The sequence below is a fragment of the Pauljensenia sp. 27098_8_83 genome, from assembly GCF_041432695.1.
Classification (GTDB): domain Bacteria; phylum Actinomycetota; class Actinomycetes; order Actinomycetales; family Actinomycetaceae; genus Pauljensenia.
This window is the reverse complement of the sequence record NZ_JAPWAD010000027.1, coordinates 17,494-40,267: the sequence shown is the minus strand read 5'-3', so window position 1 is coordinate 40,267 and position 22,774 is coordinate 17,494. Positions and strand designations below refer to the sequence as shown.

The window sequence follows — 22,774 nt, the reverse complement described above, 5'->3', positions numbered from 1 at the left end:
CCTGGGGCGCGCTCATGAGTCGGATCGCGCCCCCAGCCCTGGTCATCACCGACGGGGGCAGCGGGTTTGCGAGGGCGTGCACGAAGGTCTGGCCGACCACGCGCGTTCAACGCTGCACCTTCCACGCGTATTGCCGTATCCGCCAAGCCACCACAACGCGCCCCAAACTGGAGGCCTCGCGTAGCTTATACGCTCTGGGACGCCAACTTACCCACGTGACAGACATCGAAGGTGCTCAGGAATGGATAGGCGCCTACCAGGGGTGGTGCACGCGTTGGAAGGGCTTCTTGGAGGAGAAAACACGCAGGCCTGAGGGAGGATGGGAATACACCCACGAACGTCTCGTGCGGGCTCGTAACAGCCTCAACAAGCTCATCTCCCAGGGGCTCTTGTTCACCTACCTGGACCCCACCTGGACCCACCCGATGCCCGCGATGACCAACCAGATCGAAAGCACGAACGCGCGCCTACGCCAGATGCTGCGCGACCACCGCGGCATGCGCCTGACCCGACGCATGAAAGCCGTGTTTTGGTGGTGCTACATCCACTCTCCTCACCCGCAACCAGCAGCGAGGATTCTGGCGACCATGCCCACCGACGCAGCCCTCGAAAATGCCTGGTACCAGGCCTGTCAAACCCACCAAGCCACCGGCACCATCCCCGGCTGGGGCGACGCAATCTGCTTCAACGAACTCCACCACACCACCCCCTACCACAACACCTGGGACTAACCCCAGCAACACGAAATGTCCTATAACCCTCACAACCTATCCGCGTGAGGCGCCTGTTTTCTGACGGATCCGCGTTTGAGCCCACGTCGCAGCACAGCACCTGCCTACAGAGCTGGTTATCTGGCAGGCGTGCGTTGTGGAAGGCACGCTTCCACCGTGAAGAGGCGGGCGCACCGGTCCCTGCTAGCAGTGCGTTGTCGAGGCCGCCCGCGCACGCCGGCGCACGCCGGCGCGCCCCCGCGCATACAGTGAGGCCCGCGCTCGCCAGGAGAAATCCTGCGGCGCGGGCCTCATCAATCGGTGGGCAGTCGCCAGCCGGGTCAGCCGCTAACCCGATCAGTTACTCACCCGATCAGTGACCGCCCGGCTCGACACCGTCACGCGGTAGCGACCCGCGGGAACCTCAGTGGCCGTTCCCGTTGTTGCCGTTATTGTTCCCGTTGTTGTTGCCGTTCTGGCTGCCCTTCGACACCTTCAGCTTCACGGTCGAGTTCTTGTCGACCTTCGAGCCCACGCCGGGTTCAACGGACAGGACCTGGCCGGCAGGCTGGTTGCCCGAGACTTCTTCGACGGTGACGTTCAGGCCGAGAGCCTTGAGCTGCGCCTCGGCGTCATCACGGCCGATGCCGACGACGGAGGGGATCTCCACCTGGGCAGCCTTGCCGTTCGACACGGACACGCCAACGGTGGTGCCCTTCTTAACCTTCGTGCCGGTGGCCGGATCCTGATCGACGATGCGATCCTTGTCCTTCTCGGAGTCCACGCTCGTCACGTTACCGAGCTCCAGGCCGACGGCCTTCAGGGCGCTGCGCGCCTGGTCCTGGCTCATGCCGGACAGGTCCGGAACGTCGACCTGGTCAGAGCCGGAGGACAGGTAGGCGCGGATCGTCTGGCCCGCCTTCACCTTCGAACCGGGGGAGGGGTTGGTCTGCGCGACCTTGCCCTCGGGGACGGTGTCGGAGGCGACCTTGCTGTTGTCGAGCTCCCACTTCAGGCCCAGCGCCTCGATGGCCTTGCGCGCATCGTCAGGGCTCATGCCGACCAGGTTGTCCGGCAGGGTCACGGAATCGGGGCCGGAGGAGATGGTGACGCGAACGGTCGCGCCCTTCTCGGCCTGCGTGCCGGCTGCGGGATCGGTGGAGGCGACCGAACCCTCGGCAACGGTGTCGGAGGCGACCTTGTCAGGGTTGAGCTCCCACGTGAAGCCTGCCTGCTCGATCTGGGTCTTCGCCTCGGCCTGCGTCAGGCCGACAACGTTGGGGACCGCGATCGTCTCCGCTTGTGCGGCGCCACGCGTGAGGGCCCACACCGAGCCGCCGATGAGCAGCAGGGCGATGATCACGAGGGTCGCGATGATCGCCGTGCGGCGCTTGCGGGACTTTGCGACGTCGTCATCCGCGTCCGCGGTGGCCACCGGGGGCAGCGACGTGGAGGTCGCGGCCATGGCCGGGGCGGGGGTGCGGTTGGCGACGGCCGCCATCGGCATGGTCGCAGCGGTCTGGGCGCTAGCGACGCCGGCGGCGGGCAGTACCTCGGTGGCCCACGAGTCCGCGGGCGGTGCGCCCACGTCGAGGCCTCGGGCGACGCGCTGCAGGTCCGCGAGCATCGCGGCCGCGCTCGGGTAGCGGTCCTCGCGGTTCTTCGCCAGGGCCTTGAGCACCACGCGGTCGAGGGAGTCCGGGATGTCGGACAGGATCGACGAGGGCGTGGGAGGGATCTGCTCGACGTGCTGGTAGGCGACGGCGACGGCGGAGTCGCCCTTGAAGGGCGGGCGGCCGGTCAGCAGCTCGAAGAGAACGACGCCGGTCGAGTACAGGTCGGAGCGGGCGTCGACGGTTTCGCCGCGCGCCTGCTCGGGGGAGAGGTACTGGGCGGTGCCCACGACGGCGTTCGTCTGCGTCATGGTGGCCTGCGAGTCGGTCAGGGCGCGCGCGATGCCGAAGTCCATGACCTTGACCTTGCCGTCCGACGTCAGCATGATGTTGCCGGGCTTGATGTCGCGGTGCACCAGGTGGTTCGCGTGCGAGTACTCGAGGGCGGACAGGACGCCGGACACGATCTCGATGGCCTCGTTGATCGGCACGGCCGTACCGTCGGAGATGAGTTCCTTGACCGTGTGCCCTTCCACGTACTCCATGACGATGTAGGGAATCGCGATCGAGCGGCCGGACGCGTCTTCGATGATCTCCTCGCCGGTGTCGTAGACGGCGACGATGTTCGGGTGATTCAGCGACGCCGCTGACTGCGCTTCGCGACGGAAGCGCGCCTGGAAGATCGAATCCTGCGCCAGGTCGCGTCGCAGCATTTTGATGGCGACGACGCGCGAGAGACGAGTGTCGAAGCCCAGGTGGACCTCGGCCATGCCGCCTCGCCCGATGAGCGAGCGGACCTCGTATCGGCCAGCTAGACGGTGGGCCATGGGCTCTGCCATGTCCTAACCTCCTCGATAATGTGTGCTCCCGCACTTGGATGAATCAGGGAGCCAAGCATGTGTTTGATCGTAATAGCTGTGAGCGCGATGAGCCCAATCACGATGATTGCGACGATGACCGCGCGAATAATCTGCCTGGATACTGGGACGGGCGGTGCGACCACGCTGCGCGAGTAGGCCGTTTTGGTCGGCGGCCGCGTCCTGTCTGCCGATCGGGCGTCGAGGTCGTGCCAGCGCGGTCCGCGTGTCGCCTTGTCGGGTCGGGGCTCGAACACGGATCGGCGTGGACGAGATGACGGCTTGGGGGCCCGAGGCTGGGGGACGGTGCCGTACACGCGCGGAGTCCCGCCGCTCGTGGCGCGCGGCGACGAGGCCGTGGCCGCCTTGTCGCTTCGTTGCTGCTCGGAGCGGGTCGGCTGGGGGATGGAGGGCGCGCTGCGCTGGGCGGCCTTGCGCTGTGCCTGTTCGGCTTCGCGGCGTTCGCGGGCTTCGCGCAGTTCGCGCTGGCGCTGTTCCTCTTCGCGTGCGACGCGTTCGCGGCGCTGTGCCTCGGCGGCGTCTTCGGCCTGACGGGTGGCCGCGCGTTCACGTAGGCGCTGCGCGAGCGCTGCTCTGCGGTCATCCGAGGCCTGATCGGCGGGCGTGACGGGCGGCGCGGGGATGGGTGCCTCGGGACGCTGCGCGCTCTCGCGGGGCTGAGGGGCCTGCTCCGGACGCGTGGGTACCGCGTGCCGCGGCGACGAGGCCGACGTCGGCTTGGTTGCGGGCGCAGGTGCAGATGCGGGCGCCGGCGCAGATGCGGATGCCGCGGCGGTGGAGCGGGTCGGAATCGGCGCGGAGGCCGGCGCCTGAGGGGCGCTCGGAGGGGCCGGGACTGCCGCGTGACGCCCGGTCGAGGTCAGCGATCGGACGGCACCGGACACTGCGGGCGCGTGCTCGCCAGTGGTCTCAGGGTGCAGGCGACGCGCCCGTGTGGGTGTGGAAACGGGGCGTGCGGTCGGAAGGACCTCGGCCTCGTCGAGGATCCGCGGAACCGACGCGTGGCGGCCCGTGATGGGGATCGCCGAGGAGGAGGGCGCGATCGTGGTCGCCTCGTCCAGGACGGGGACGGCGGCGTGGCGGCCGGTCGTGGTGCGCACCTTGGGGGTCAGGCCCGAGGGAGGCTGGAGCATGTCCTCGGGGAGCGTGCGGCGCGTCAGGTGGCGTACGGGCGCGACGATCGGTACGGAGGGCTGGACGGGCGTGCGGACCTCGGCCGGACGCTGTGCGGCCTTGGGCAGGGGGAGAGGCCGGGGAGTCACGGAGATCCCCATGGCCTTGGCTGCGGCGGCGATCTCGCGCACGGCGGCAGAGCCGGACTCGGGGCGCTTCGCGGGGTCCTTTTCCAGCAGGTGCAGGATGACGTCGGCGAGCGGCTCGGGGACGAAGTCGGGGAGCGGGGGCACCGGGTCGTTGACGTGCGAGAACGCGATGTCCACCTGCGTTTCGCCTGTGAAGGGGCGGCGGCCGGCCGCGGCCTCGTAAGCGATGACGCCGAGGGCATACAGGTCGCCGATGGGGGTGGCGATCTCGCCCATGGCCTGCTCGGGCGGCAGGTACTGGGCGGTGCCCATGACCATACCCGCGGCCGTCAGGTTCACCTGGCCGGTGGCGCGCGAGATGCCGAAGTCCGTCAGCTTCACCATGCCATCAGGACGGACAAGAATATTCGCGGGCTTGATGTCGCGGTGTACGACGCCGGCGCGCGCGGCGGCACCCAGGGCCATCGCGACCTGCACGAGGATCGGCATGAGGTACTCGGGCTCGATGCGCGAGCCGCCACGCAGGTAATCCGTCAGCGGATAGCCGTCGACGAGCTCCATGATGATCCAGCCGATGCCGTCCTCCTGGCCCGAATCCTGCGTGTTCGCGATATTCGGGTGGGAAATCGACATCGAGTTGCGGGCCTCGAGGCGCAGACGCGACAGGGAGAGCTCCTCGCCCGCCAGCTCGGGGCGCAGGACCTTGGCTGCGACGATGTGTCCGCTGACCCGGTCGCGGGCCTTCCACACCTCGCCCATGCCACCCTGCGCGATCGGGGTGAGCAGCGTGTAGCGCCCACCGAGCACTCGCCCGGCGCCGGATGTCATGCGTGGCGCGCTCACTTGAGCCCCGCTTCCAGGACAGCGCGAGCGATCGGGCCGGCCACGTCGCCACCGTGCGGGGTGGGGTTCGTGTCGTCGCCCTCGACGAGGACCGCGAAAGCGATCTGCGGGTTGTCGGCGGGTGCGAAGCCGATGGCCCACGCGTTCGCACGGTCGCCTTCGCCGGTCTCAGCGGTGCCGGTCTTGGCGGCCACGGCCACGTTCGGCAGAGCCATCGTGTTTCCGGTGCCGTAGGGCTGGGAAACGACGGCTTCCATCATGGTGCGCAGCTTCGAGGCGGTCTCTGCGGAGATGGGGCGTCCGCCGTCCGTCGGGCTGGTTGTACGAACGACCTGATTGTCCGCGTCCACGATGGAGTCGATGAGGTACGGAGTCATCATCTGGCCCTGGTTGGCGACCGTCTGAGCGATCTGGGCCATCTGCAGGGGCGTCGTCTGGACCGTGTACTGACCGATCGCGCTCATCGCGAGCTGCGCGTTATCGGCGTCGGCCGGGAAGACCGAGGGGGTCACCGCCAGCGGGATCTGGGAGTCGCGCCCGAAACCGAATCGGTTCGTCACATCGACGAGCTGCTGGGTCGTCAGCTGCTCGGAGGCCAGCACGAAGGTCGTGTTGCACGAGCGGGCGAAGGCCTCGGTCAGCGTCGGGTTGCCGTCACCGCAGGTCGAGGACTCGATGTTGGACACCTCGGTCGCGGTGCCGGGCAGGGTCGTGGACACCGGCGACGACATGCGCGTGTCCGGCTCGGCGACACCGTTTTCGATGAGGGCGATCGTCGTGAGGACCTTGAAGGTGGAACCGGGCGCGTAGCGCTGCGAGATCGCGCGGTTGAGCAGCGGATTATTCGGGTCCGAGGAGAGCGCCGAGAACGCGTCCGACACAGCGTTCGCGTCGGAGGAGGCAAGCTGGTTCGGATCGAAAGTCGGCGCCGAGTACATCGCGAGGACCGCGCCGGTCTTCGCGTCGAGAGCCACGACAGCGCCCTTGCGGTTTCCGAGGGCCTCGGCGGCGGCCTTCTGCATCTGCGAGTTCAGGGTGAGCTCCACGCCGCCGCCCTGGCGGTTCTGGCCGGTCAGGAGGTTACGCAGGCGCTGGCCGAGCAGCGTCTGCGACTGGCCGTCCAGGACGTCCTCCTCGGCGGCCTCGATACCCGTCGACGCGTTGCCCACGGACGAGAAATAGCCCGTGACCGGCGCGTACAGCGGGCCCTCGGCGTAGGAGCGCGCGTAACGCTTGGAGTCCTGTTCGCGCTCGGACGAGACGATGGCCGTCTTGTCGACGATGATCGGGCCGCGGTCGGTTTCCGCGGCGTGCAGGATCGTGCGCTGGTTGCGCGCGTCGGCGTTGAGCGAGGACGCGGAGATGAACTGCGTGTTCGTCACGCCCACGCCCAGCAGGGCGAACATGATGAGGACGATGATGAAGATCTTGCGGATCTGGTTGTTCACGGTTTACTCACCCACTCCCACGGCAGGCTGGATGCCGGAATTCCACGGCGCGGGGGTCGAGGCCGGGCGGCGAGCAGCATCGGATACGCGGATCAGCAGGGCGACGGTGATCCACGAGGACACCATCGAGGAGCCGCCGGCCGCCAAGAACGGGGCCGTCAGGCCGGTCAGCGGGATGATGCGCGTGATGCCGCCGAGCACCACGAACAGCTGGATGGCCAGCGAGAAGCTCAGGCCGGTGGCCAGGAGCTTGCCGAAGCCGTCGCGCACCGTGAGTGCCGCGCGCAGGCCGCGCTGAATGAGTATCAGGTACAGGACGAGGATCGCCGCCATGCCGGTCAGGCCCAGTTCCTCCGCGAAGGAGGAGAGGATGAAGTCGGAGTTCGCCAGCGGCACGAGCTGCGGGTAGCCGCGGCCCCAACCGGTGCCCATGAGGCCGCCGGAAGCCTGTCCAAATAGGCCCTGGACGAGCTGATAGGAACCCTGGTTGTAGATGTCGGGGTCGAGGGCGTTGAGCCAGATGTTGAAGCGCGTCTGCACGTGGGCGAAGGACTTCACCGCCACGAGGACGGCCGGCACGAACAGTGCAAAACCGATGACCAGCCACGACACGCGGTTCGTGGCGACGTACAGCATCGCGACGAAGAGGCCGAAGAAGAGCAGCGAGGTGCCGAGGTCGCGCTGCAGGACGAGGATCGCGATGCCGATCAGCCAGACGACCATGATCGGCCCGAGGTCGCGGGCGCGAGGCAGGCGCATGCCGAGGAACTTACGGCCGCCGATCGCCAGGTTGTCGCGGTTGGTCACGAGGTATCCGGCGAAGAAGATCGCCAGCGTGATCTTCACGAGCTCACCGGGCTGGATGGAGATGGGACCCAGGTGGATCCACACGCGCGCGCCGAAGGTCTCCTGACCCAGGCCCGGGATCATCGGCAGGAGCAGCAGGAACAGGGAGAGCACGCCGAACGTGTAGGTGTAGCGGCGCAGCATGCGGTGGTCACGCAGCGTGATCAAAATGACCGCCGCGATAACGATCGCGATGCCCACGAAGAGGGCCTGGCGGAAGCCAACCACGGCCTCGTCCCTGCGGGCGTACGAGAGGTCGAGGCGGTAGATCATCGCCAGCCCGAGGCCCGTCAGCGCCACCGCGATCGGCAGGATCACGGGGTCCGCGTAGGGTGCCAGGAAGTGCACGCCGACCTCGGCGATGATGGCGATGGCCACCAGGACACCGACCTGCGTGAGCAGGTTCGCGGGGATCTCCCCCGTGTAGTTCAGCGACGTCAGCACGTAGCCGGCGATGCCGACGGCCAGGGCCAACCCCATGAGGGTCAGCTCCAGGAATCGGCGAGGCCGGGCGGGCGCGATCGATACGGTAGCCATTAGGAGGCGCCCCCGCTCTGCGCCCCGGACTGGGAGGCGCCGGACTGGGACGTACCCGACTGAGGCGTCGACGACGAAGATGAGGAGGACGACGAGGCGGCGTTTTCGGCCGCGGAGCGCTTGAGGCCCTCGATGTAGGAGTCGATGTCGGCGCGCGAGGAACGCAGCACCGGCGTGTCGAGGCGCTGGCGATCGACGGGGGACAGGTCGGCGAGGGACACACTCGAGACCTCGACCGCGTGCGAGAGCTGCCACGGGCCAATCGACTGGGGGATGCCCTGGTAGATGACGACGTAGCCGTCCTGGCCGATCGCGTAGTACTGGGTCTGCGTCCACTTCCACGACATCCACGAGGCCGCGACGACGAGGACCGTCACCAGCGAGATGAACACGGGGGTCCACCAGGAGGACCGAGGCTTGAGTTCGATGGGGGCCTCGTCCTCGTCGGAAACGGCGTCCGAGGAGGAGGAACCCAGGGCCGCCGCGCGGGCTGCCGCGCCTTCGCCTCCGCGCGACTTGGCGTTGCGGTCGATGGCCGCGGCACCCACGATCTGCGGGGGAGCGGGCGGGTACGTGCCGGCGGGAACGATGTCCGCGATGACGCACGTGATGTTGTCGGGGCCGCCGCCCAGGAGCGCCAGGCGGATCAGCTCTTCGGCGCACTCGCCCGGATCCTTGATGTCGGCCATGACCTGGCCGATCGTCTCGGGGGAGACGAGGCCGGAGAGGCCGTCGGAGCACAGCATCCAGCGGTCGCCGACGACGGCCTCGCGGATGGTCTCGTCGGGGGCCACGTCGGCCTGCGCGTCGCCGAGGATCTTCAGGACGACGTTGCGGTTGGGGTGGTGCTCGGCTTCCTCGGGCGTGATCTGGCCGGTGTCGACCAGGTACTGCACGAAGGAGTGGTCGGTCGTGACCTGCGTGAGCGTGTCGCCGCGCAGCACGTAGGCGCGCGAGTCGCCGATGTGGACCATCGCCAGGCGGTTGCCGCTGCGCATGAGCGCGATGCAGGTGGTGCCCAGGCCTTCGAGGTCGCGGTCGCGGCTCGAACGATCGGTGAGTTCCTCGTGCGCGTCGAGGAGGGCCTCGCGCAGGAGGGGAAGCATCGAGTCGGCCGGGTGCGAGTCCGTGTCGAGGGGGACGAGGTGCGCGAGGGCCACCGAGGAGGCGATGTCGCCGCCCGCGGGGCCGCCCATGCCGTCGGCGAGGACGAGGAGGTTCGCGCCGGCGTAGCCCGAATCCTGGTTGTTGGAACGGACGAGGCCCACGTCGGAGCGGGCGGCGTAGTGGAATTGAACCGCGTTTCCTGACATATCAACCCACCAATTCGAGAGTCGTCTGGCCGATGCGGATGATGTCACCGATCTTGAGCTGGCGTGGGGTGCTCAGGCGTTCGTCGTCGATGAAGGTGCCGTTTCGGCTGGAGAGGTCTTCGATCCACCAGCCGTCGGACTGGGGGGTGAGAGCCGCGTGGCGGCTGGACGCGTACTCGTCTTCGAGCACGAGCGTGCAGGCGGGTGAACGCCCGATGACGATGGGGGCCTCTCCGAGGGGCAGCATGGTGCCCACGAGCGGGCCGCCGGTCACCAGGAGATCCTTGGGGGCCAGCGGGTTGGAGGACGTGCGCTTCTTGTCCTTGCGCTTGTCGCGGGAGGCTTTGCGGCGTGACGTCGCCTTGTCGCGTCCCTTGCCGCGCGGGGTGACGACGGTGCCGAAGATGTCGCGCCGCAGCGTGTTGACAGCCGCGAGCACGAGGAGCCACAGCAGCACCAGGAACCCGATGCGGAAGACGGTGAATGCGAGGTCGGTGGTCACTTCATTAAACTCCGCTCTGGTCTGGGTGGGTCCAGAAGAGGATCTTGGTACGTCCGATGACGATCTGGTTGCCGTCGAGCAGGGTCGCTGCGTCGATTCGGTGTCCTTCAACGAAGGTGCCGTTGGTGGAACCGAGGTCGGTTGCGATCACGCCGGTGGGGGTGATGCGCAGTTCGAGGTGACGGCGCGAGACACCCGAGTCGTTGACGACGATATCGGCTTCAGAGCCGCGTCCGATGACGGTCACGGGCTCGGTGAGGAGCCACTTTTCGCCGTCGACATCGATGATGGGGTGTTCGGGGGACGCGGACGAGGCAGTGGCGGGGGCTGCGGGGCCCCTGCGGTTCTCGGCGTCGACCTTGAGGGTGCCGCTGGGCTCGGACGCGTCGGCGATGAATTCGATCGTCACGGGTCCGAGGAGTGAGTAGCCGTTTGAGGAGGCGTGCTCGGTGGCCTGCTGGGCGAATTCGTCGGCGAGGACGTCAAGGGATGCCTCGAGGGACGTGAGGTCGGTGCGCGAGGCGTAGACCGCGAAGTGGTTCGCGGCGATGATGCGCGAGGCGGAGACTTCCTGGACGGATTCGTCCATGGCGCGGCGGATCGCCGTGGTGATGTCCACGGGCTTGATCCCCGACCGGAACACGCGCGAGAAGGCGCCGTTGACGCCTCTCTCGACGGCGCTCTCGAAGCGGTCGAAGATACTCATAGTCGTGCTCTCCTCATTCCCCCGCGCTGCGCGCGACGTACGTTCGTTGTGGAAGCGAAGCCGCTCCTAGTCACAGTCTAACGGGCCTCGGAAGTGCCGGGGCCTCATCTGTCGGGATGTTTCCGATGCGCACAGGCTTGTTCTTTCTTCTGTATGCGCGCTATGCCGGGGAATATCGCGCCATGATGCGCCTGTGACATGTGGTGCACATGTTACACGTGTGACTATAAGTGTGGTGGAGCAAACAAAGTGCGAGAGGCTCTCTCATGGCGGCGTGTCTGGCGTTGGTTGCTTGTTGGTGCCGCTCATTGATGCGTTAATCCGAGTGTCTGTGGAATTAATGCGGAATTTAGTCATGCACCTCGAAGCAATGAAACAGCTGGTAGAAGATGAATGCGATGATACTTGCCACAGTGTATTCGTAAATTAATGGGACTTGTTAGGGTGTCGTAGTAACTATTGCTAACTGGGGGAACTATGCAACATGTGGAAGCTGTGCGCGGTGCTCGCCTGGCGGACATCGCTCCTTCGCGAGGGCGATATACGCCCGAGGCCTCCCTCCGCACCCGCGGTCCCAGGCCTCGTCGCTTTCTCGCTCGCGCCCTGATCACCGGGGCGTTCGCCGCCGCCTCGGCGCTGCCCGCGCTCACCTCCGCTGTCGAGCCCTCCCACGCCGAGGCTCCGCTCGAGACGCCCGGCGTGACCACGACCTCGTTTAATCGCGCCGAGGGGCGTATCGGCGCCACCGTCATCAACAACACTGAAGGAGATCGCACCACCTTCGTGTCCGACAACGGCTACTTCGGTGTTGTGCGCGGCCAGTCGCGCTACAACTCGAGCGACCCGAACCAGTCGTCGATCAAGCACACCAGTGGCACTCAGGTTCAGCCGTGGCTGAAAGCATCCGTGGCTGAGAGTGGGGACTACTGGTCGTACATTGCCCGTGGCCAGGCCTATGATCACTTCCGTTACGGCAGGAACTATAGGGGTGAGTATGATCCCAGCCGGATCTCTGCCTCCACGACGAGCGCCCTGGGCTACAAGCCCAACGATCCGTGAACGGTGACGCTGGGCGAGCCCTTCCTGATTGGGGCCGTGCGCCACAACAACTTCCCCATCATGACGATGCAGGACTGGGTGCACTCCTCTTTCGATATTCGCATCGGCGACCTGGAGGAGTCCTTCCCCTTCGACCAGTATGAGACGGTCAACGACACGGAGACGACCGCGGTGCCCCGAGCCGGAGGTCCCTACGAGGAAACGACGTCCGTTCCTAACGGCTATGGCTGCTACCCCGGAGCTCCCTACAAGGCTCGCAAGCGCGGGGACAAAAACAAATGGTATTGCCACCGTTATGTCGGCGAGGGCAAGGGTAGTGTGGACATCTACAAGAATCCCAGCCCGCCCGCTGCGAACAGGGAGCCGAGTACCTATCCCGAGAACGCCGGTATTCCTGGATCAACCCCGGACTCTGACGACATCCTGACGATCCGTAAGACCACGTCTGAGAAGACCGTCATGATCAACGGTATTCCGCATCGCCTCTTCATCTACGGCTTTGTGCCCAACGCGGACGGCAACTGCCCCGCCGCGCCCCCGGCGGGCGTGGAGCCGGTGTCTACGTTTACGACGAAGGAAAACACCTCCTCTTTCGGCTGTATGTATGGCTACTTCCAGCAGGAACGCTACGTGCGCGTCGCCAAGAACATCACCGAAGATTCCGAGGGCGTTGGTGGGGAGATTCCGCCCTTCACCTTCACGACGCGGGTCGGCAATGGCTGGGACGGCATGACCGGAACCCCGGACACGACGCTCGTGGCCGCCGACGGCTTCGTGGAGGCGGGCTCCTTCTCGGACGCGCAGCTGACCCCCACCGGCTACGGCGCTGGCGGCACCGCGACCTCGTCCTACAAGGCCTTCGTTCCGGGTCGGTCGAGGTTCGTCATCGCCGAGACTGGCCCCGTCCTGCCCGGGTACTCCCCGAAGCCCGGCTACTTCGGCCCCACCTGGGAAACCAGCGAGCTGCAGGGGAGCCCCGTGTGGGCCATGACCGACGTGACCTGCCTGAACGGCGTGGGCGAGCGCGTGAACGTCACGCGCGACGCGACCACCGGCGGTGTGGACTTCTCCCAGGTTGCCCCGGCCTCGTCCCCCGCGGCACTGCCGATCACGTGTACCTTCACGAACCAAAAGCAGTCGCCGAACCTGCGCCTCGACAAGAGCCTCGATGCTGTTGAGGGCGGGACGACCGACACGATCACGGTCACCTATCGCATCACCGCGACCAACGACGGCAACGTCAAGGGGTCGACGGGCCGCGTCGTGGACCGTCCCGACTTCGCGCCGGGCCTGACCGTGCAATCCGCGCGCATCACCACCGAGCCGGAGAATATCGACCGGGTCCCCGCGCTGCCTGCGGCCGAAAACTATGTCCTGACCGAGGGGACCGACATCGAGCCGGGCGCCTCCGTTACGTGGTTCATCCGCTTCACCGTCGCGCGCGACACGAGTGCCGAGGGGTACAGGGAGACCCTGCTCGAGTGCCGCACCGAGAATGAGCGCCTTGTTCCGGGCCACGGCCTCTACAACGAGGTCGCCGGACCCAAGGATCACGACGGCTCCGCCAACAACGTGGCCTGTGCGCCCGCTCGCCCGCGCTCGATACGCATCGAGAAGGCCGGTACGCAGCCGGTCGGTACCCCGAACGACGATGGCACCTATCCGCTTGACGGCGCTGCATTCGCGATCTACGACAACGCGGAGCTCAGCGGAACCCCGGTCAGCGTACTTGATGGTGGATCCAGCTTCGTGGTCTCGTCCCTGGAGAAGGGCGTCACCTACTGGCTCGTGGAGACCCGCGCGCCCGCAGGTCACGTCCTGCTGCCGCGCCCCGTTCCCTTCCATATCGAGGTTGGGACCGATGACGCGCGTTCGACCGTCGTTGTGGCCGACTATGGACCGGACCAAGGCTTCACCTCCGTGCGAGTCCTGCCCGCCGACGCCGACGCGAGCGGCGACGCCGCCCTGCCGGGTATCCGCGTCGTCGACACGCAGGTCGGCACCCTGCCCAAGGCCGGATCTATCGGCGTCTACCCGCAGCTGGCGGTGGGAGCCGCCCTGCTCGGCCTCGCCGGCTGCGCGTGGCGACGCCGAGAGTGGGCGCGGGCCTCGTAAGGAGAGATGATGCGGGCCGCATAAGGAATGCGGCCGGGCGCACGACGCGGGCACACAACGCGGCCGGGCATACGATACGGCCGCGTCGTGCGCCCGCCAGATTCCTGCAGTTGTCAAGTCGTGGTTCCGTGGTTCCGTGGTTCCGTGGTTCCTCACCAATGTCGCATGCAATTCCCTCGCGACTATTTCAAACATTGAAATCGCATCGTTGGAATTGCAACGTTTATGGGCCATATCTAAAACTGACCGTGTTAAATTACCTGCGACTTTTGGGAGGGGAACCGAGGAAGAGGGAAGGCCGCGGACGATACCGCCCGGCTGCGCACATACAACGGGGCCGGGCGCACAACGTGCGCCCGGCCCCGTGCAGGATCAGAAGTCCCAGTCCTCGTCCTCGGTGTCCACGACCTCGCCCATCACGTAGGATGAGCCGGAACCCGAGAAGAAGTCGTGGTTCTCGTCCGCGTTGGGGCTCAGTGCCGCCAGGATCGCGGGGTTCACGTCGGTCGCGTCGTGCGGGAACAGGGCCTCGTAACCCAGGTTCATGAGCGCCTTGTTCGCGTTGTAACGCAGGAACTTCTTCACGTCCTCGGTCAGGCCGAGCGGATCGTACAGGTCCTCCGTGTACTGCTCCTCGTTCTCGTAGAGCTCGTACAGCAGCGCGTACGTGTAGTCGCGCAGGTCATCCTGGCGCTCCTGGCTCGACTCATTCACGGCCAGCTGGTACTTGTAGCCGATGTAGTAGCCGTGAACGGCCTCGTCGCGGATGATGAGGCGGATCAGGTCGGCCGTGTTCGTGAGCTTGGCGTGCGAGCTCCAGTACATGGGCGCGTAGAAACCCGAGTAGAACAGGAAGGACTCGAGCATCGTCGAGGCGACCTTGCGCTTCTCCGGGTCGTTGCCATCGTAGTAGGACTTGACGATCTCGGCCTTCTTCTGCAGGGCCGCGTTCTCGTTCGACCAGCGGAAGGACTCGTTGATTTCCTCCGTGGACAGCAGGGTGGAGAAGATCGACGAGTAGGACTTGGCGTGCACCGACTCCATGAACGCGATGTTCGTGTAGACGGCCTCCTCGTGCGGGGTGCGCGCGTCCGGGATGAGCGACACCGCGCCGACCGTGCCCTGGAGCGTGTCGAGTAGGGTCAGGCCCGTGAACACGCGGTTCGTCATGAGCTGCTCGTCCTTGGTGAGGGTCTTCCAGCTCGGCAGGTCGTTGGAGAGCGGAATCTTCTCAGGCAGCCAGAAGTTACCCGTCAGGCGATCCCAGACCTCGAGGTCCTTGTCGTCTTGGATCTTGTTCCAGTTGATGGCCTCGAACACGGGCTCGGTCGCCATGGGGGCTCCTCTGTGTGCGGTGTCGGACGGACGAGGCCGGGGCGGCCTCGCGTATAGGGTCCAGGATAGTGGGTGCGAGGCCCGCGACGAGGCTGGTGGGCCGTGTTTCGTGGACGAGGTCACCTCGGTGAGGACGATGAGGTGGCTGCTGGCTTTTGCCCGATTGAGGGGCGGACCGGATTTCTGTGGGTGTACACGTCGTTGTAGCGCTGGATCTCGCGCATGACGTCTGCGGCCTCGTTGTCCGTGCACTGGAAGTCCTCTGTTGCGGCACCCAGGCCTAGGCTAATGCCGTTGGTAATCCACGCCATCTGACTGATCATTGTGTCAAGAGCCGTGAGGTGCTTGATGAGGGTCGCGTGGTGGGCGCTACCCGTGTTGGCTGTGCTCGGTGTGGACACGTTCTTCAGGGTCGTGGACGTGCGGTCGACAGCTGAGATGATGGACTGAACTTCGTTGTAGTCCCATTCGATATTGACGTAGCTCATGGCTCATTCCTCTCGGATGACAGGGCGAAGAAGTGCGTGATCAGGCCCCACAGCTGCGTGTTGTAGATCGAGTAGATGGGGATGTGCGGGCCGGTGCTGGGGGCGAGGGGTGGGGCCTCGACCCTGTAGGAGGCGGCCGGAGTGATGAGAGTCGACAGAATGGCTGCCGGAGCGAAGGGATCCTCGCCCGCGCAGTCCTCCCGGATCCAGGTAGTGTATGCCCAGCGTTGAGTCATGAGAGCTTGCGCGAAGGCGGAATCTGAGGGGCCGTAGGAGGAGTAATTTTCGAGGAGCTGGGCCGTCTGTTCGGTCATGCCCTGCTGTGCGGCGTTCACGATGGCCGTTGGTAGTACGGGAGGCCCATCGAAGATGGCGGGGTTAGGCGTGAGCGGAGATATCGCCGCCGCGACGTGCGGAATTTCCTCGTTATCGATCTGATAAATGTGAGTCTCAGTGCCACCGTCGGGGGTGGTAGCGGTGCGGGCGACGACGCAGGGCCCCGGCTGCATCCAGATGTTCGCGCGGCGACACTGAGAGTCCTCTGGGGATGTGGTCGAGATGATCAGCTGTGAGTGGGCGGTGCGCGTGAGGGCTGCAAGATGCAGCGCGTCTCCGGTGAGTTCTTGGGAGGTGACGAAGCTCGAGGTGACGTCGCCCGGAATGACGATGTGGGGACGGTCAGCCATTGTGCACCTCCAGGCTCATGATGATTGCGAGAACGTCTTCGTTCAGGTTGCTGAAAGCGGGGGTTGTCATCGTCGCTGTCGCCGTGAGGAGGAAGTCATTCGTGCCGTCGGAATGAATCCATGCCCACTGGCAGGCGGTGATGGGCACCCTGCCCTGAATGTAGATCCCCGTCCGCAGTTGTGCGGATTTCGGAGTCGCTGGCCAGAGGCAGTCTTCCAGCATGCGAAAACCCGGAACCTGGTGGGAGAGGGCCTCTGCTGATTCTGCTACAGCTTGCTCAGGCGTGGTGTTCGCGGGGATCGGGGATGCAAGCACGAGGACGGTGGGCGTGAAGCCGTAGTCTGCATCGATAGGGCCGACGGCCAGGGCGATGACGCCTCCCTCGGATGACGGCGAATCTGGATACGGATTGTCGCTTGTTGTCCGACCTACTGTTTCGCCGGTTTCCGTGAATGCCTGGTTGAGGATCGAGGAGATCTCCTCCTTCGGGCAGGAAGACCATCGGGGAGGCATGAGCCAATAGCTTGACAGGCTCATAGCACGCCCTGGCCCTGATCGTCGTCATCGGATTCCTCGTCGCCCTCTGTCGAAGACGCCTGCGGCAACGGATCGCCGTTCTCGTCCAGCATGCCGTGGCGCTTCATGTACTGGTATCGGGCGTCGGCCCAGCGGGGAACGGATAAGGGGAAGAAATGATAGATGGCAGCGATAAGAAAACAGAGTAGACCGGTGACGATGAGGATCCCCGTGACGATGTAATAAGAGCTGAGCTCAGAGATAGCTTCTCCGAGGCTGCAGATGAAGAAACCAAGGCCAACAAGTGGGCGTGTTGTTGCTTGGCTTCTCGCGCTGCTGCTCATCCGTGAGGTAACGATGCGAGAGTTGCTAGAGAATGTGGTGTCGAGATAGGTCTCCATGTACCAGGCGCCAATAATCATGAGTCCGAAAATCGCTCCACAGACTTCCCAGAAAATCATGACTGTGAACCTCCGATGTTGATGAGCGCGTGCATGCCGTCATTGACGAGACTTGCTGCTTTTTGTCCAATTTTGCTTCCCACTAGCCCGCCTATGACGCCGCCGATCACGCCCCCCGCCAGAATGCCGACGGGGCCGCCGACGGCACCGATAGCTGCGCCTAGTTGCGCTCCGTATGTGGCTCCCAAGTACGCACCTGCAGCGCTGGCAGCGCCCGTCACACCTGCCCTTGCTATCTTCTCGCCCTCTCCCATTTCGGGGTGGTGGTAGGAGTCCGACTGGTAGCTGTCGTAGGCGCTGACGGCCCCATCGAGGACCGCGCAGGCGCGGCCTGCGACTTTGCCGCCAATGCGAAGTGCGTCGGCTGCTTTGACCACCCGGCTGCCGCCTTCGACGGCATTGACGGAGGGGACCTTCCAGTTCTTGAGGTTTCCTCGCTCGGCGACTTGCTTCCACGGCGATGCGTCCCGGAGCCCGGGAGGGGCCTCATAGGTGGCGCCCTTCGCTTGCAGGTAGAGCGCCTCGGTCGTATCTCCCACGGTATTGCGCATCGTATCCGCCCAGCTGGGATAGCCTCCCGCTGCGTTGGGTCCCGTGGGAAATCCGTACGTGCCGACGAATCTGTTGAAAACAGCCAGGATTGTCGACTCCCAGATGGTCGGGTCGATCGCTGCGAGGTCGTCGCCGAACAGTGATTCGGCGTAGGCGAACTTCTTCTGATTGGTGTCGCAGCGCTCCCGCAGCGACGCAAAGACGACGCCAACGCCGCCCGGAACGTCTGCCGGGTGACTGATGGTGACCTGTGTGCCCGCCTGAGAAACCGTCAGTCCAGCCGCCATGGCGTCGGTTATGATCGCCTGAAACTCTGTCCTGACGGGCACCATGGCGCCCGCGTAATCCTCCAGGGCAGAATGCAGGGAGCGCAAACATGACACGGCGTGCTCGCTGGCGGAAATCACGTTCGTTAGGTGCTCGACGACCGTCTCAACCAACCTGGCCCGCTGGTGCCCATCTGTCCGCGAGCTGTTGTCGCATCCGCGATGGCATCGTCAAGCGCTGCGATCGGCGCGTCGCACCAGTCCTTCAGCGACTGAACTGCGTCCACGTCAACTGGGAAGTCCCACGTCAAGGACTCGGCAAATTCTACGGTTCCTGCCGATTCGGGAACCGAAGAGGTAGCTGTAAGGGTGGGCATTGCTTCACTCCGTCGGAACAATCGGCGACGCTAGTGGTGTGCGTCACTTGACAGTTAGACTACTCCGGTTGTGTGACAATCTGCAGTGCGATGTGTGTTGAACATGCAGTATCTCAGCGTTGCAGCAGGTGGGAGTCGCTTTATTGAGGACGTTTCCTAAAGTTCCCTGCGAGCCCTGGACGAGGTCACCTCGGGCACGCGCGAAGGAGCGCCCGCCCCGCGTTATCGGCGAGGCGGGCGCTCCCGGCTGTCTCTGTCGGCGAGAGTGTGCTCAGACGTATCCGAGCCAACGGCCGGAAGGCGCGAACTGGGATGTTCGGCCATCAGTGGTGGCCGTGCCGACCGCCATGTGTCCGCTGACGGGGTCAAGCCAGTACCACGCGCCACCCGACTGGATCCAGCCTGTGAGCATCATCCCGCTGCCGTCGAGCCAATACCAGTTGCCACCGTCTTGGACCCAGCCACCCGAGCGCATTGCTCCGCTGCCGGACAGGAGGAACCACCCGGTGCCGTCGTTCACCCATCCGGTACGCATCTGGGCGCTACCAGGGGCCATGTAGTACCAGGAGCCGCGATCGAGCAGCCAGCCTTCCGCGGCCTTGCCGCTGCCGCTCAGGTAGTACCAGGAGCCCCAGATGCTACGCCAGCCGCCGGCGTCCATGCGCCCGCTCGAGGGGTCCATCCAGTACCAGCCGGTACCATCGTGGATCCATGCCTGCCCCATCGCGCCGTTGGCGTGCAGGTAGTACCAGGAGCCACCGTCCTGGAGCCAGCCTGTCGCCGCAGCGCCGGAGCCGGTGAGGTAATACCAGGTGCCGCCAATGTAATGCCAGCCGCCGCGGAGCATGTGGCCGGAGTCGTCCACCCAGTACCACTTGTCGCCGTCGTGGACCCACGTGTTCACAGCCATGTTGGAGGTGGCGTCCATCCAGTACCAGTGACCTCCGTCGAGCACCCAGCCATTCTCGACAGCTGACGCGGAGCCGTTGAAGTAGTGCCAGCCGTCGTAGAAGCCCTTCCACCATCCGCGCGTCGCAGCGAGTTTGCCGTTGCGGAACCAGTAGGTGTGGGGCGTGGTCGATGTGAATGTGTGTCCCATTCCGACGTTCATGTAGGGGTGGGTGATCCCGGTTGCCGTGAAGGTTCCGACGAGGGCGGGGATGCCCGCGTTGCGCATTGAGTACGCCTCGAACCACTCGTAGCGGCCCTTCAGCGCGGGCAGGCCAAGGCGATCCGGGGTGTGGAACTCGTAACCCGTGTTCATGACGAGCGACGGGGAGAGCGCATCCAGGAAGCTTTCGCTGTTTGAGCTCGATAGGCCGTGGTGACCGGCTTTCAGCCAGTCCACGTGGCCGACGATGCTAGCTGCGTAGTCTTCCTTGCCTTCGCCACTCTCGAGGTCAGCGGACAGGTAGGCGCTGTGTCCGTGGGCCGTGATCTTCGCCGTATAGCTGATGAGGTTTGTGTTTGTGAGCTTGCCGGGGTGCGCGTATTCCTCGTCGGGAGACAGGGGGATGATCTGGACGAGCATGTCGCCCATTTGGATGAGGTCGCCTTGTCCGGGCTTGACGTGCTGGTCGAACGTCGCCCCGTACGCGCCCTGGGCCCACGTCGCTGCGGCTACGAGGTCGTCGTAGACCTTTTGGTTGTCCCACAGTGGGTTCACGTCGTCGCTGACCGAGTAGGAATCGTCGTAGACGGGCGTGTAGATGTGCTTGGGATGGTACCTGTGGATCAGGGTGTCAGCCCAGCCGATATGGTCGGAGTGCGGGTGGGTGCCGATGAAGAAGTCGAGGTTGGAGGAGTTGATGCCCAGGCTGTCGAGATAGGGGCGCACCTGGTCTTCCTGTCCCCATGTGGCGATATTTGCTCGCCACGGGTAGCGGGGGTCTGACCCGTCCGGGTAGTCGTTGTCGTCGCCTGCGTCCACGATGCCGAAGTGACCATTCGACTCCACCACGATGCAGTCAGCGCCCGACAGGGACAGGATGTGCACCTTGTCGTTGCCGATGCTCCCGTCCGGCTGAGCGGTGACGAGGGGCGGGGTCTGCGTCGATGGGGCCGAGGGGGTGGCCGAGGTGGGCGGCTGCGGGTCTGGTCGCGCTGCTCGGGCGTTCTCCTCGGCTTGTTGGGCATCGGCCGTTTGGCGGTCTTCGTCGGACACGGGCGGGTTGCTGGGAGCCGTGATTGACGTGTCCTCGGAAGAAGCGTCTGCCTGCGATGGGGATGCAAACGTCACGGCAGGCGTCAACGCCAGGGAGAGGGCTGCGACAAGCCCCACTTCGACGGTGCGGAAGTGCTTCATTGCTGAGGGATCTTTTCTGGGTTAATGAGAAACTGTTGGGACGTTCTCTAGCCTACAGGGACGCAACGTAGATTTATTGTCTAATGATTACATAACAATGTGAATTGTATAACAGAAGTGGGTGTCGAGAGCGGAGATGGGCGGTGGAGGTCGCTGTGCCGCAGGGTGATGCGGTTGCGCCTGAGGTCATACCGCGGGCGTTTTACTGCGATAAGGAGCCCGGTCACAGGCCGTGAACGAGGCCACCTTGGGCGCGAGTGGGACGGTATCGTATGCGCCATGACGATGCCCACCTTCGCCGACGTTGACGAGGCCCTCGCCAAGCGCGACTACCGTGCGGCTCTGGACATGCTGGAGTCTATGGAGGTCGTGGGCGAGGATGCGTGCTACCGCCGCGACATTCAGGCCGCCGCCTGCGCTGACCTCCTCGGCCTGTACCCACTGTGCGAGGAGTATGCGACGCGCGCACGCGCCTACGGGGACGATATGGCCGACCCCTTCGCGCTCATTGCCCGCGCCCAACGCCGCCAAGGCCTCGTCGAGGAGGCCGGGGCCGTGGCCATGGCTGGCATGCGCCTGCACCCCCAATCCCACGAGATTGCGCGCGAACTGACCCTCTGCCTCGTCGAGTTGGGGCGCTGCGAGGAGGCGCTGCCCGTCTCGCAGATCGCCACCGACGGATACCCCGACGACGTTGAGCTCCTCATGGCGTACGGGCGCCTGTGGGAGCCCGTGGACCCGAACGCGGCGCAGTGGGCGTTCGGTCGCGCCAAGGCGAACGCCCCGGACCTGGCCGAGGCAAAGTTCGCCTACGACTCTCTGGCTCATCCCCTCAAGGGTGCCGGGCGTTCCTCGTACGCCATCGAAATGCAGTCGACTGTTGCCAAGGCCTACCGGGGGATGCTCAAGCGCGTGACCTTCGCGCTCGACAAGGCGTGGATATTCGCGATCATCGGTGGATTCGGGTCCGGGCTGGGCTATCTCTTCACCCTGCGCTACATGACGGATGAACGCGCGCTCCTCTTCTTCCTCCTGTACGCCGCGTCGGCGCTGAGCGGATACGCGTTCGCGTTCCTCCAGATCGCGCTCTTTAACCGCACGTTGCCGCGCGGCGTGCGCCTGACCTTTACGCGCCTGCGCAAGCGATTCCCCGACCTGGGAAGTTCCGTCATGGACTTCATTCGTATGATCGTGCTGGCTGGACTCATTCTTTTCGTTCTGATGGCGCTGACACGGTGATTCAATCGGTCGGTTAAAATCTCGATCACTCTATGCCGATGCCTATATCCTGACCATCGAAAACGTGTCAAACTAGGCTCCTGACAGTTGCGTTGTAAGGCGCGGATAATCAACAGACAGCGCTATTGTGAGGGCGTGACCCATCAGCCCTTAGAATTCGCCGCACCGCCCAGGCCCTACCGCCTGGGAAATGACCAATTGCGCCGCTATAACCGCGTGCGCTCCGGGCAACAAACGCAGGGCCGCATCAACATCGCCATCGATATCGTCACCGTCCTCCTCATCGTCTCCGTGAGCGCGATCGTCGCCATCGTCGAAATGTCCTCCATGCCCGAGCCGACCATTGAAGCGCTCGCGGCCGTGGCCCTGGCCCTCATCCTCTCAGGAGGCCTGATCCTCCTCGCGCTCCTCGCCGCACTCATCGTCGTCGCGCGCCGGTGGCACCGCGAATGGGACTGCAACGAGGACCTCGTCATCTTCTCCGACTCTCACGCCGCCCTGCGTGCCGCCCGGCGCGACGGCGCGATCATGACCGCATGCGCGCGCATGCAGCTCGCCTGGTTCGTCGGCTTCCTCGCCGTCGGGGCCATCGCCGTCGCCACCGAATCTGCCTTCCTGGCAGCCCTCGTCTCCCTGCCGCTCGCGATGGGCCTCGTCAATTCCTGGCGCTCGGGCCAAGCCCTGCGCAGGATCACCGCGCGCACCCTCTAATGTCA

Annotated in this window: 19 protein-coding genes; 5 read left to right on the top strand and 14 right to left on the bottom strand. The window is 65.2% G+C overall.

Annotated features, from left to right (window positions below; all coding sequences use genetic code 11):
* The first annotated feature begins 14 nt into the window (after window positions 1–14).
* Complete coding sequence (locus tag O3656_RS09260; RefSeq protein WP_500063727.1) at window positions 15–731, top strand: transposase; 717 nt, start codon at window positions 15–17, stop codon at window positions 729–731.
* Between the two features lie 403 nt (window positions 732–1,134).
* On the opposite strand, the gene pknB is transcribed toward O3656_RS09260, so the two are convergent.
* Genes pknB through O3656_RS09225 form a run of 7 tightly spaced genes read right to left on the bottom strand, consistent with a single transcriptional unit; the run spans window position 1,135 to window position 10,658 of the window.
* Window positions 1,135–3,162, bottom strand: coding sequence for a Stk1 family PASTA domain-containing Ser/Thr kinase (gene pknB, locus O3656_RS09255; protein ID WP_500063723.1), 2,028 nt, complete (start codon window positions 3,160–3,162; stop codon window positions 1,135–1,137).
* Entirely contained in the window at window positions 3,135–5,291 is a 2,157-nt protein-coding gene (locus O3656_RS09250) for a serine/threonine-protein kinase (RefSeq protein WP_500063726.1), read from the bottom strand. The genes pknB and O3656_RS09250 overlap by 28 nt, the downstream gene beginning before the upstream one ends.
* 11 nt (window positions 5,292–5,302) lie before the next feature.
* Complete coding sequence (locus O3656_RS09245; RefSeq protein WP_500063722.1) at window positions 5,303–6,754, bottom strand: peptidoglycan D,D-transpeptidase FtsI family protein; 1,452 nt, start codon at window positions 6,752–6,754, stop codon at window positions 5,303–5,305.
* A 3-nt stretch (window positions 6,755–6,757) separates the two neighbouring features.
* Window positions 6,758–8,137 carry an FtsW/RodA/SpoVE family cell cycle protein gene (locus O3656_RS09240; RefSeq protein WP_500063721.1) on the bottom strand — a complete coding sequence of 460 codons (1,380 nt, stop codon included), beginning with the start codon at window positions 8,135–8,137 and terminating at the stop codon, window positions 6,758–6,760.
* Window positions 8,137–9,450, bottom strand: coding sequence for a PP2C family protein-serine/threonine phosphatase (locus tag O3656_RS09235; RefSeq protein ID WP_500063720.1), 1,314 nt, complete (start codon window positions 9,448–9,450; stop codon window positions 8,137–8,139). Before O3656_RS09235 ends, O3656_RS09240 begins: the two co-directional genes overlap by 1 nt.
* Before the next feature lies 1 nt (window position 9,451).
* Entirely contained in the window at window positions 9,452–9,952 is a 501-nt protein-coding gene (locus O3656_RS09230) for an FHA domain-containing protein FhaB/FipA (protein WP_500063719.1), read from the bottom strand.
* Between the two features lie 4 nt (window positions 9,953–9,956).
* Entirely contained in the window at window positions 9,957–10,658 is a 702-nt protein-coding gene (locus tag O3656_RS09225; protein ID WP_016460761.1) for an FHA domain-containing protein, read from the bottom strand.
* A 486-nt stretch (window positions 10,659–11,144) separates the two neighbouring features.
* On the opposite strand from O3656_RS09225, the gene O3656_RS09220 reads away from it, so the two are divergent.
* Together O3656_RS09220 and O3656_RS09215 are read left to right on the top strand one after the other, a co-directional pair.
* Window positions 11,145–11,717, top strand: coding sequence for a hypothetical protein (locus O3656_RS09220; RefSeq protein WP_500063718.1), 573 nt, complete (start codon window positions 11,145–11,147; stop codon window positions 11,715–11,717).
* 3 nt (window positions 11,718–11,720) lie between these two features.
* Window positions 11,721–13,832: a SpaA isopeptide-forming pilin-related protein gene (locus tag O3656_RS09215; RefSeq protein WP_500063717.1), complete on the top strand. Its 2,112-nt coding sequence runs from the start codon at window positions 11,721–11,723 to the stop codon at window positions 13,830–13,832.
* A 372-nt stretch (window positions 13,833–14,204) separates the two neighbouring features.
* On the opposite strand, the gene nrdF is transcribed toward O3656_RS09215, so the two are convergent.
* The 7 genes from nrdF to O3656_RS09180 all read right to left on the bottom strand — a co-directional run bounded on the left by nrdF (window position 14,205) and on the right by O3656_RS09180 (window position 20,819).
* A complete protein-coding gene (gene nrdF / locus O3656_RS09210) occupies window positions 14,205–15,167 on the bottom strand; it encodes a class 1b ribonucleoside-diphosphate reductase subunit beta (protein WP_500063715.1) in 963 nt (320 codons plus the stop codon).
* Between the two features lie 119 nt (window positions 15,168–15,286).
* The gene (locus O3656_RS09205) at window positions 15,287–15,655 is read right to left on the bottom strand and encodes a hypothetical protein (protein ID WP_500063714.1); all 369 of its coding nucleotides are present in this window, start codon (window positions 15,653–15,655) and stop codon (window positions 15,287–15,289) included.
* Window positions 15,652–16,341: a hypothetical protein gene (locus tag O3656_RS09200; RefSeq protein WP_500063712.1), complete on the bottom strand. Its 690-nt coding sequence runs from the start codon at window positions 16,339–16,341 to the stop codon at window positions 15,652–15,654. The genes O3656_RS09205 and O3656_RS09200 overlap by 4 nt, the downstream gene beginning before the upstream one ends.
* Window positions 16,334–16,879: a hypothetical protein gene (locus O3656_RS09195; protein ID WP_500063711.1), complete on the bottom strand. Its 546-nt coding sequence runs from the start codon at window positions 16,877–16,879 to the stop codon at window positions 16,334–16,336. The genes O3656_RS09200 and O3656_RS09195 overlap by 8 nt, the downstream gene beginning before the upstream one ends.
* On the bottom strand, window positions 16,876–17,319 hold the full coding sequence (locus O3656_RS09190; protein WP_500063710.1) for a hypothetical protein: 444 nt from the start codon (window positions 17,317–17,319) through the stop codon (window positions 16,876–16,878). Before O3656_RS09190 ends, O3656_RS09195 begins: the two co-directional genes overlap by 4 nt.
* Window positions 17,316–18,311, bottom strand: coding sequence for a hypothetical protein (locus O3656_RS09185; protein WP_500063709.1), 996 nt, complete (start codon window positions 18,309–18,311; stop codon window positions 17,316–17,318). Before O3656_RS09185 ends, O3656_RS09190 begins: the two co-directional genes overlap by 4 nt.
* Before the next feature lie 474 nt (window positions 18,312–18,785).
* A complete protein-coding gene (locus O3656_RS09180; protein WP_500063708.1) occupies window positions 18,786–20,819 on the bottom strand; it encodes a ComEC/Rec2 family competence protein in 2,034 nt (677 codons plus the stop codon).
* A 279-nt stretch (window positions 20,820–21,098) separates the two neighbouring features.
* On the opposite strand from O3656_RS09180, the gene O3656_RS09175 reads away from it, so the two are divergent.
* Together O3656_RS09175 and O3656_RS09170 are read left to right on the top strand one after the other, a co-directional pair.
* Window positions 21,099–22,058 (top strand): hypothetical protein, encoded by a 960-nt coding sequence (locus O3656_RS09175; RefSeq protein ID WP_500063707.1) that lies wholly within the window; start codon window positions 21,099–21,101, stop codon window positions 22,056–22,058.
* A 198-nt stretch (window positions 22,059–22,256) separates the two neighbouring features.
* Window positions 22,257–22,769: a hypothetical protein gene (locus tag O3656_RS09170; protein ID WP_500063706.1), complete on the top strand. Its 513-nt coding sequence runs from the start codon at window positions 22,257–22,259 to the stop codon at window positions 22,767–22,769.
* The last annotated feature ends 5 nt before the right edge of the window (window positions 22,770–22,774 follow it).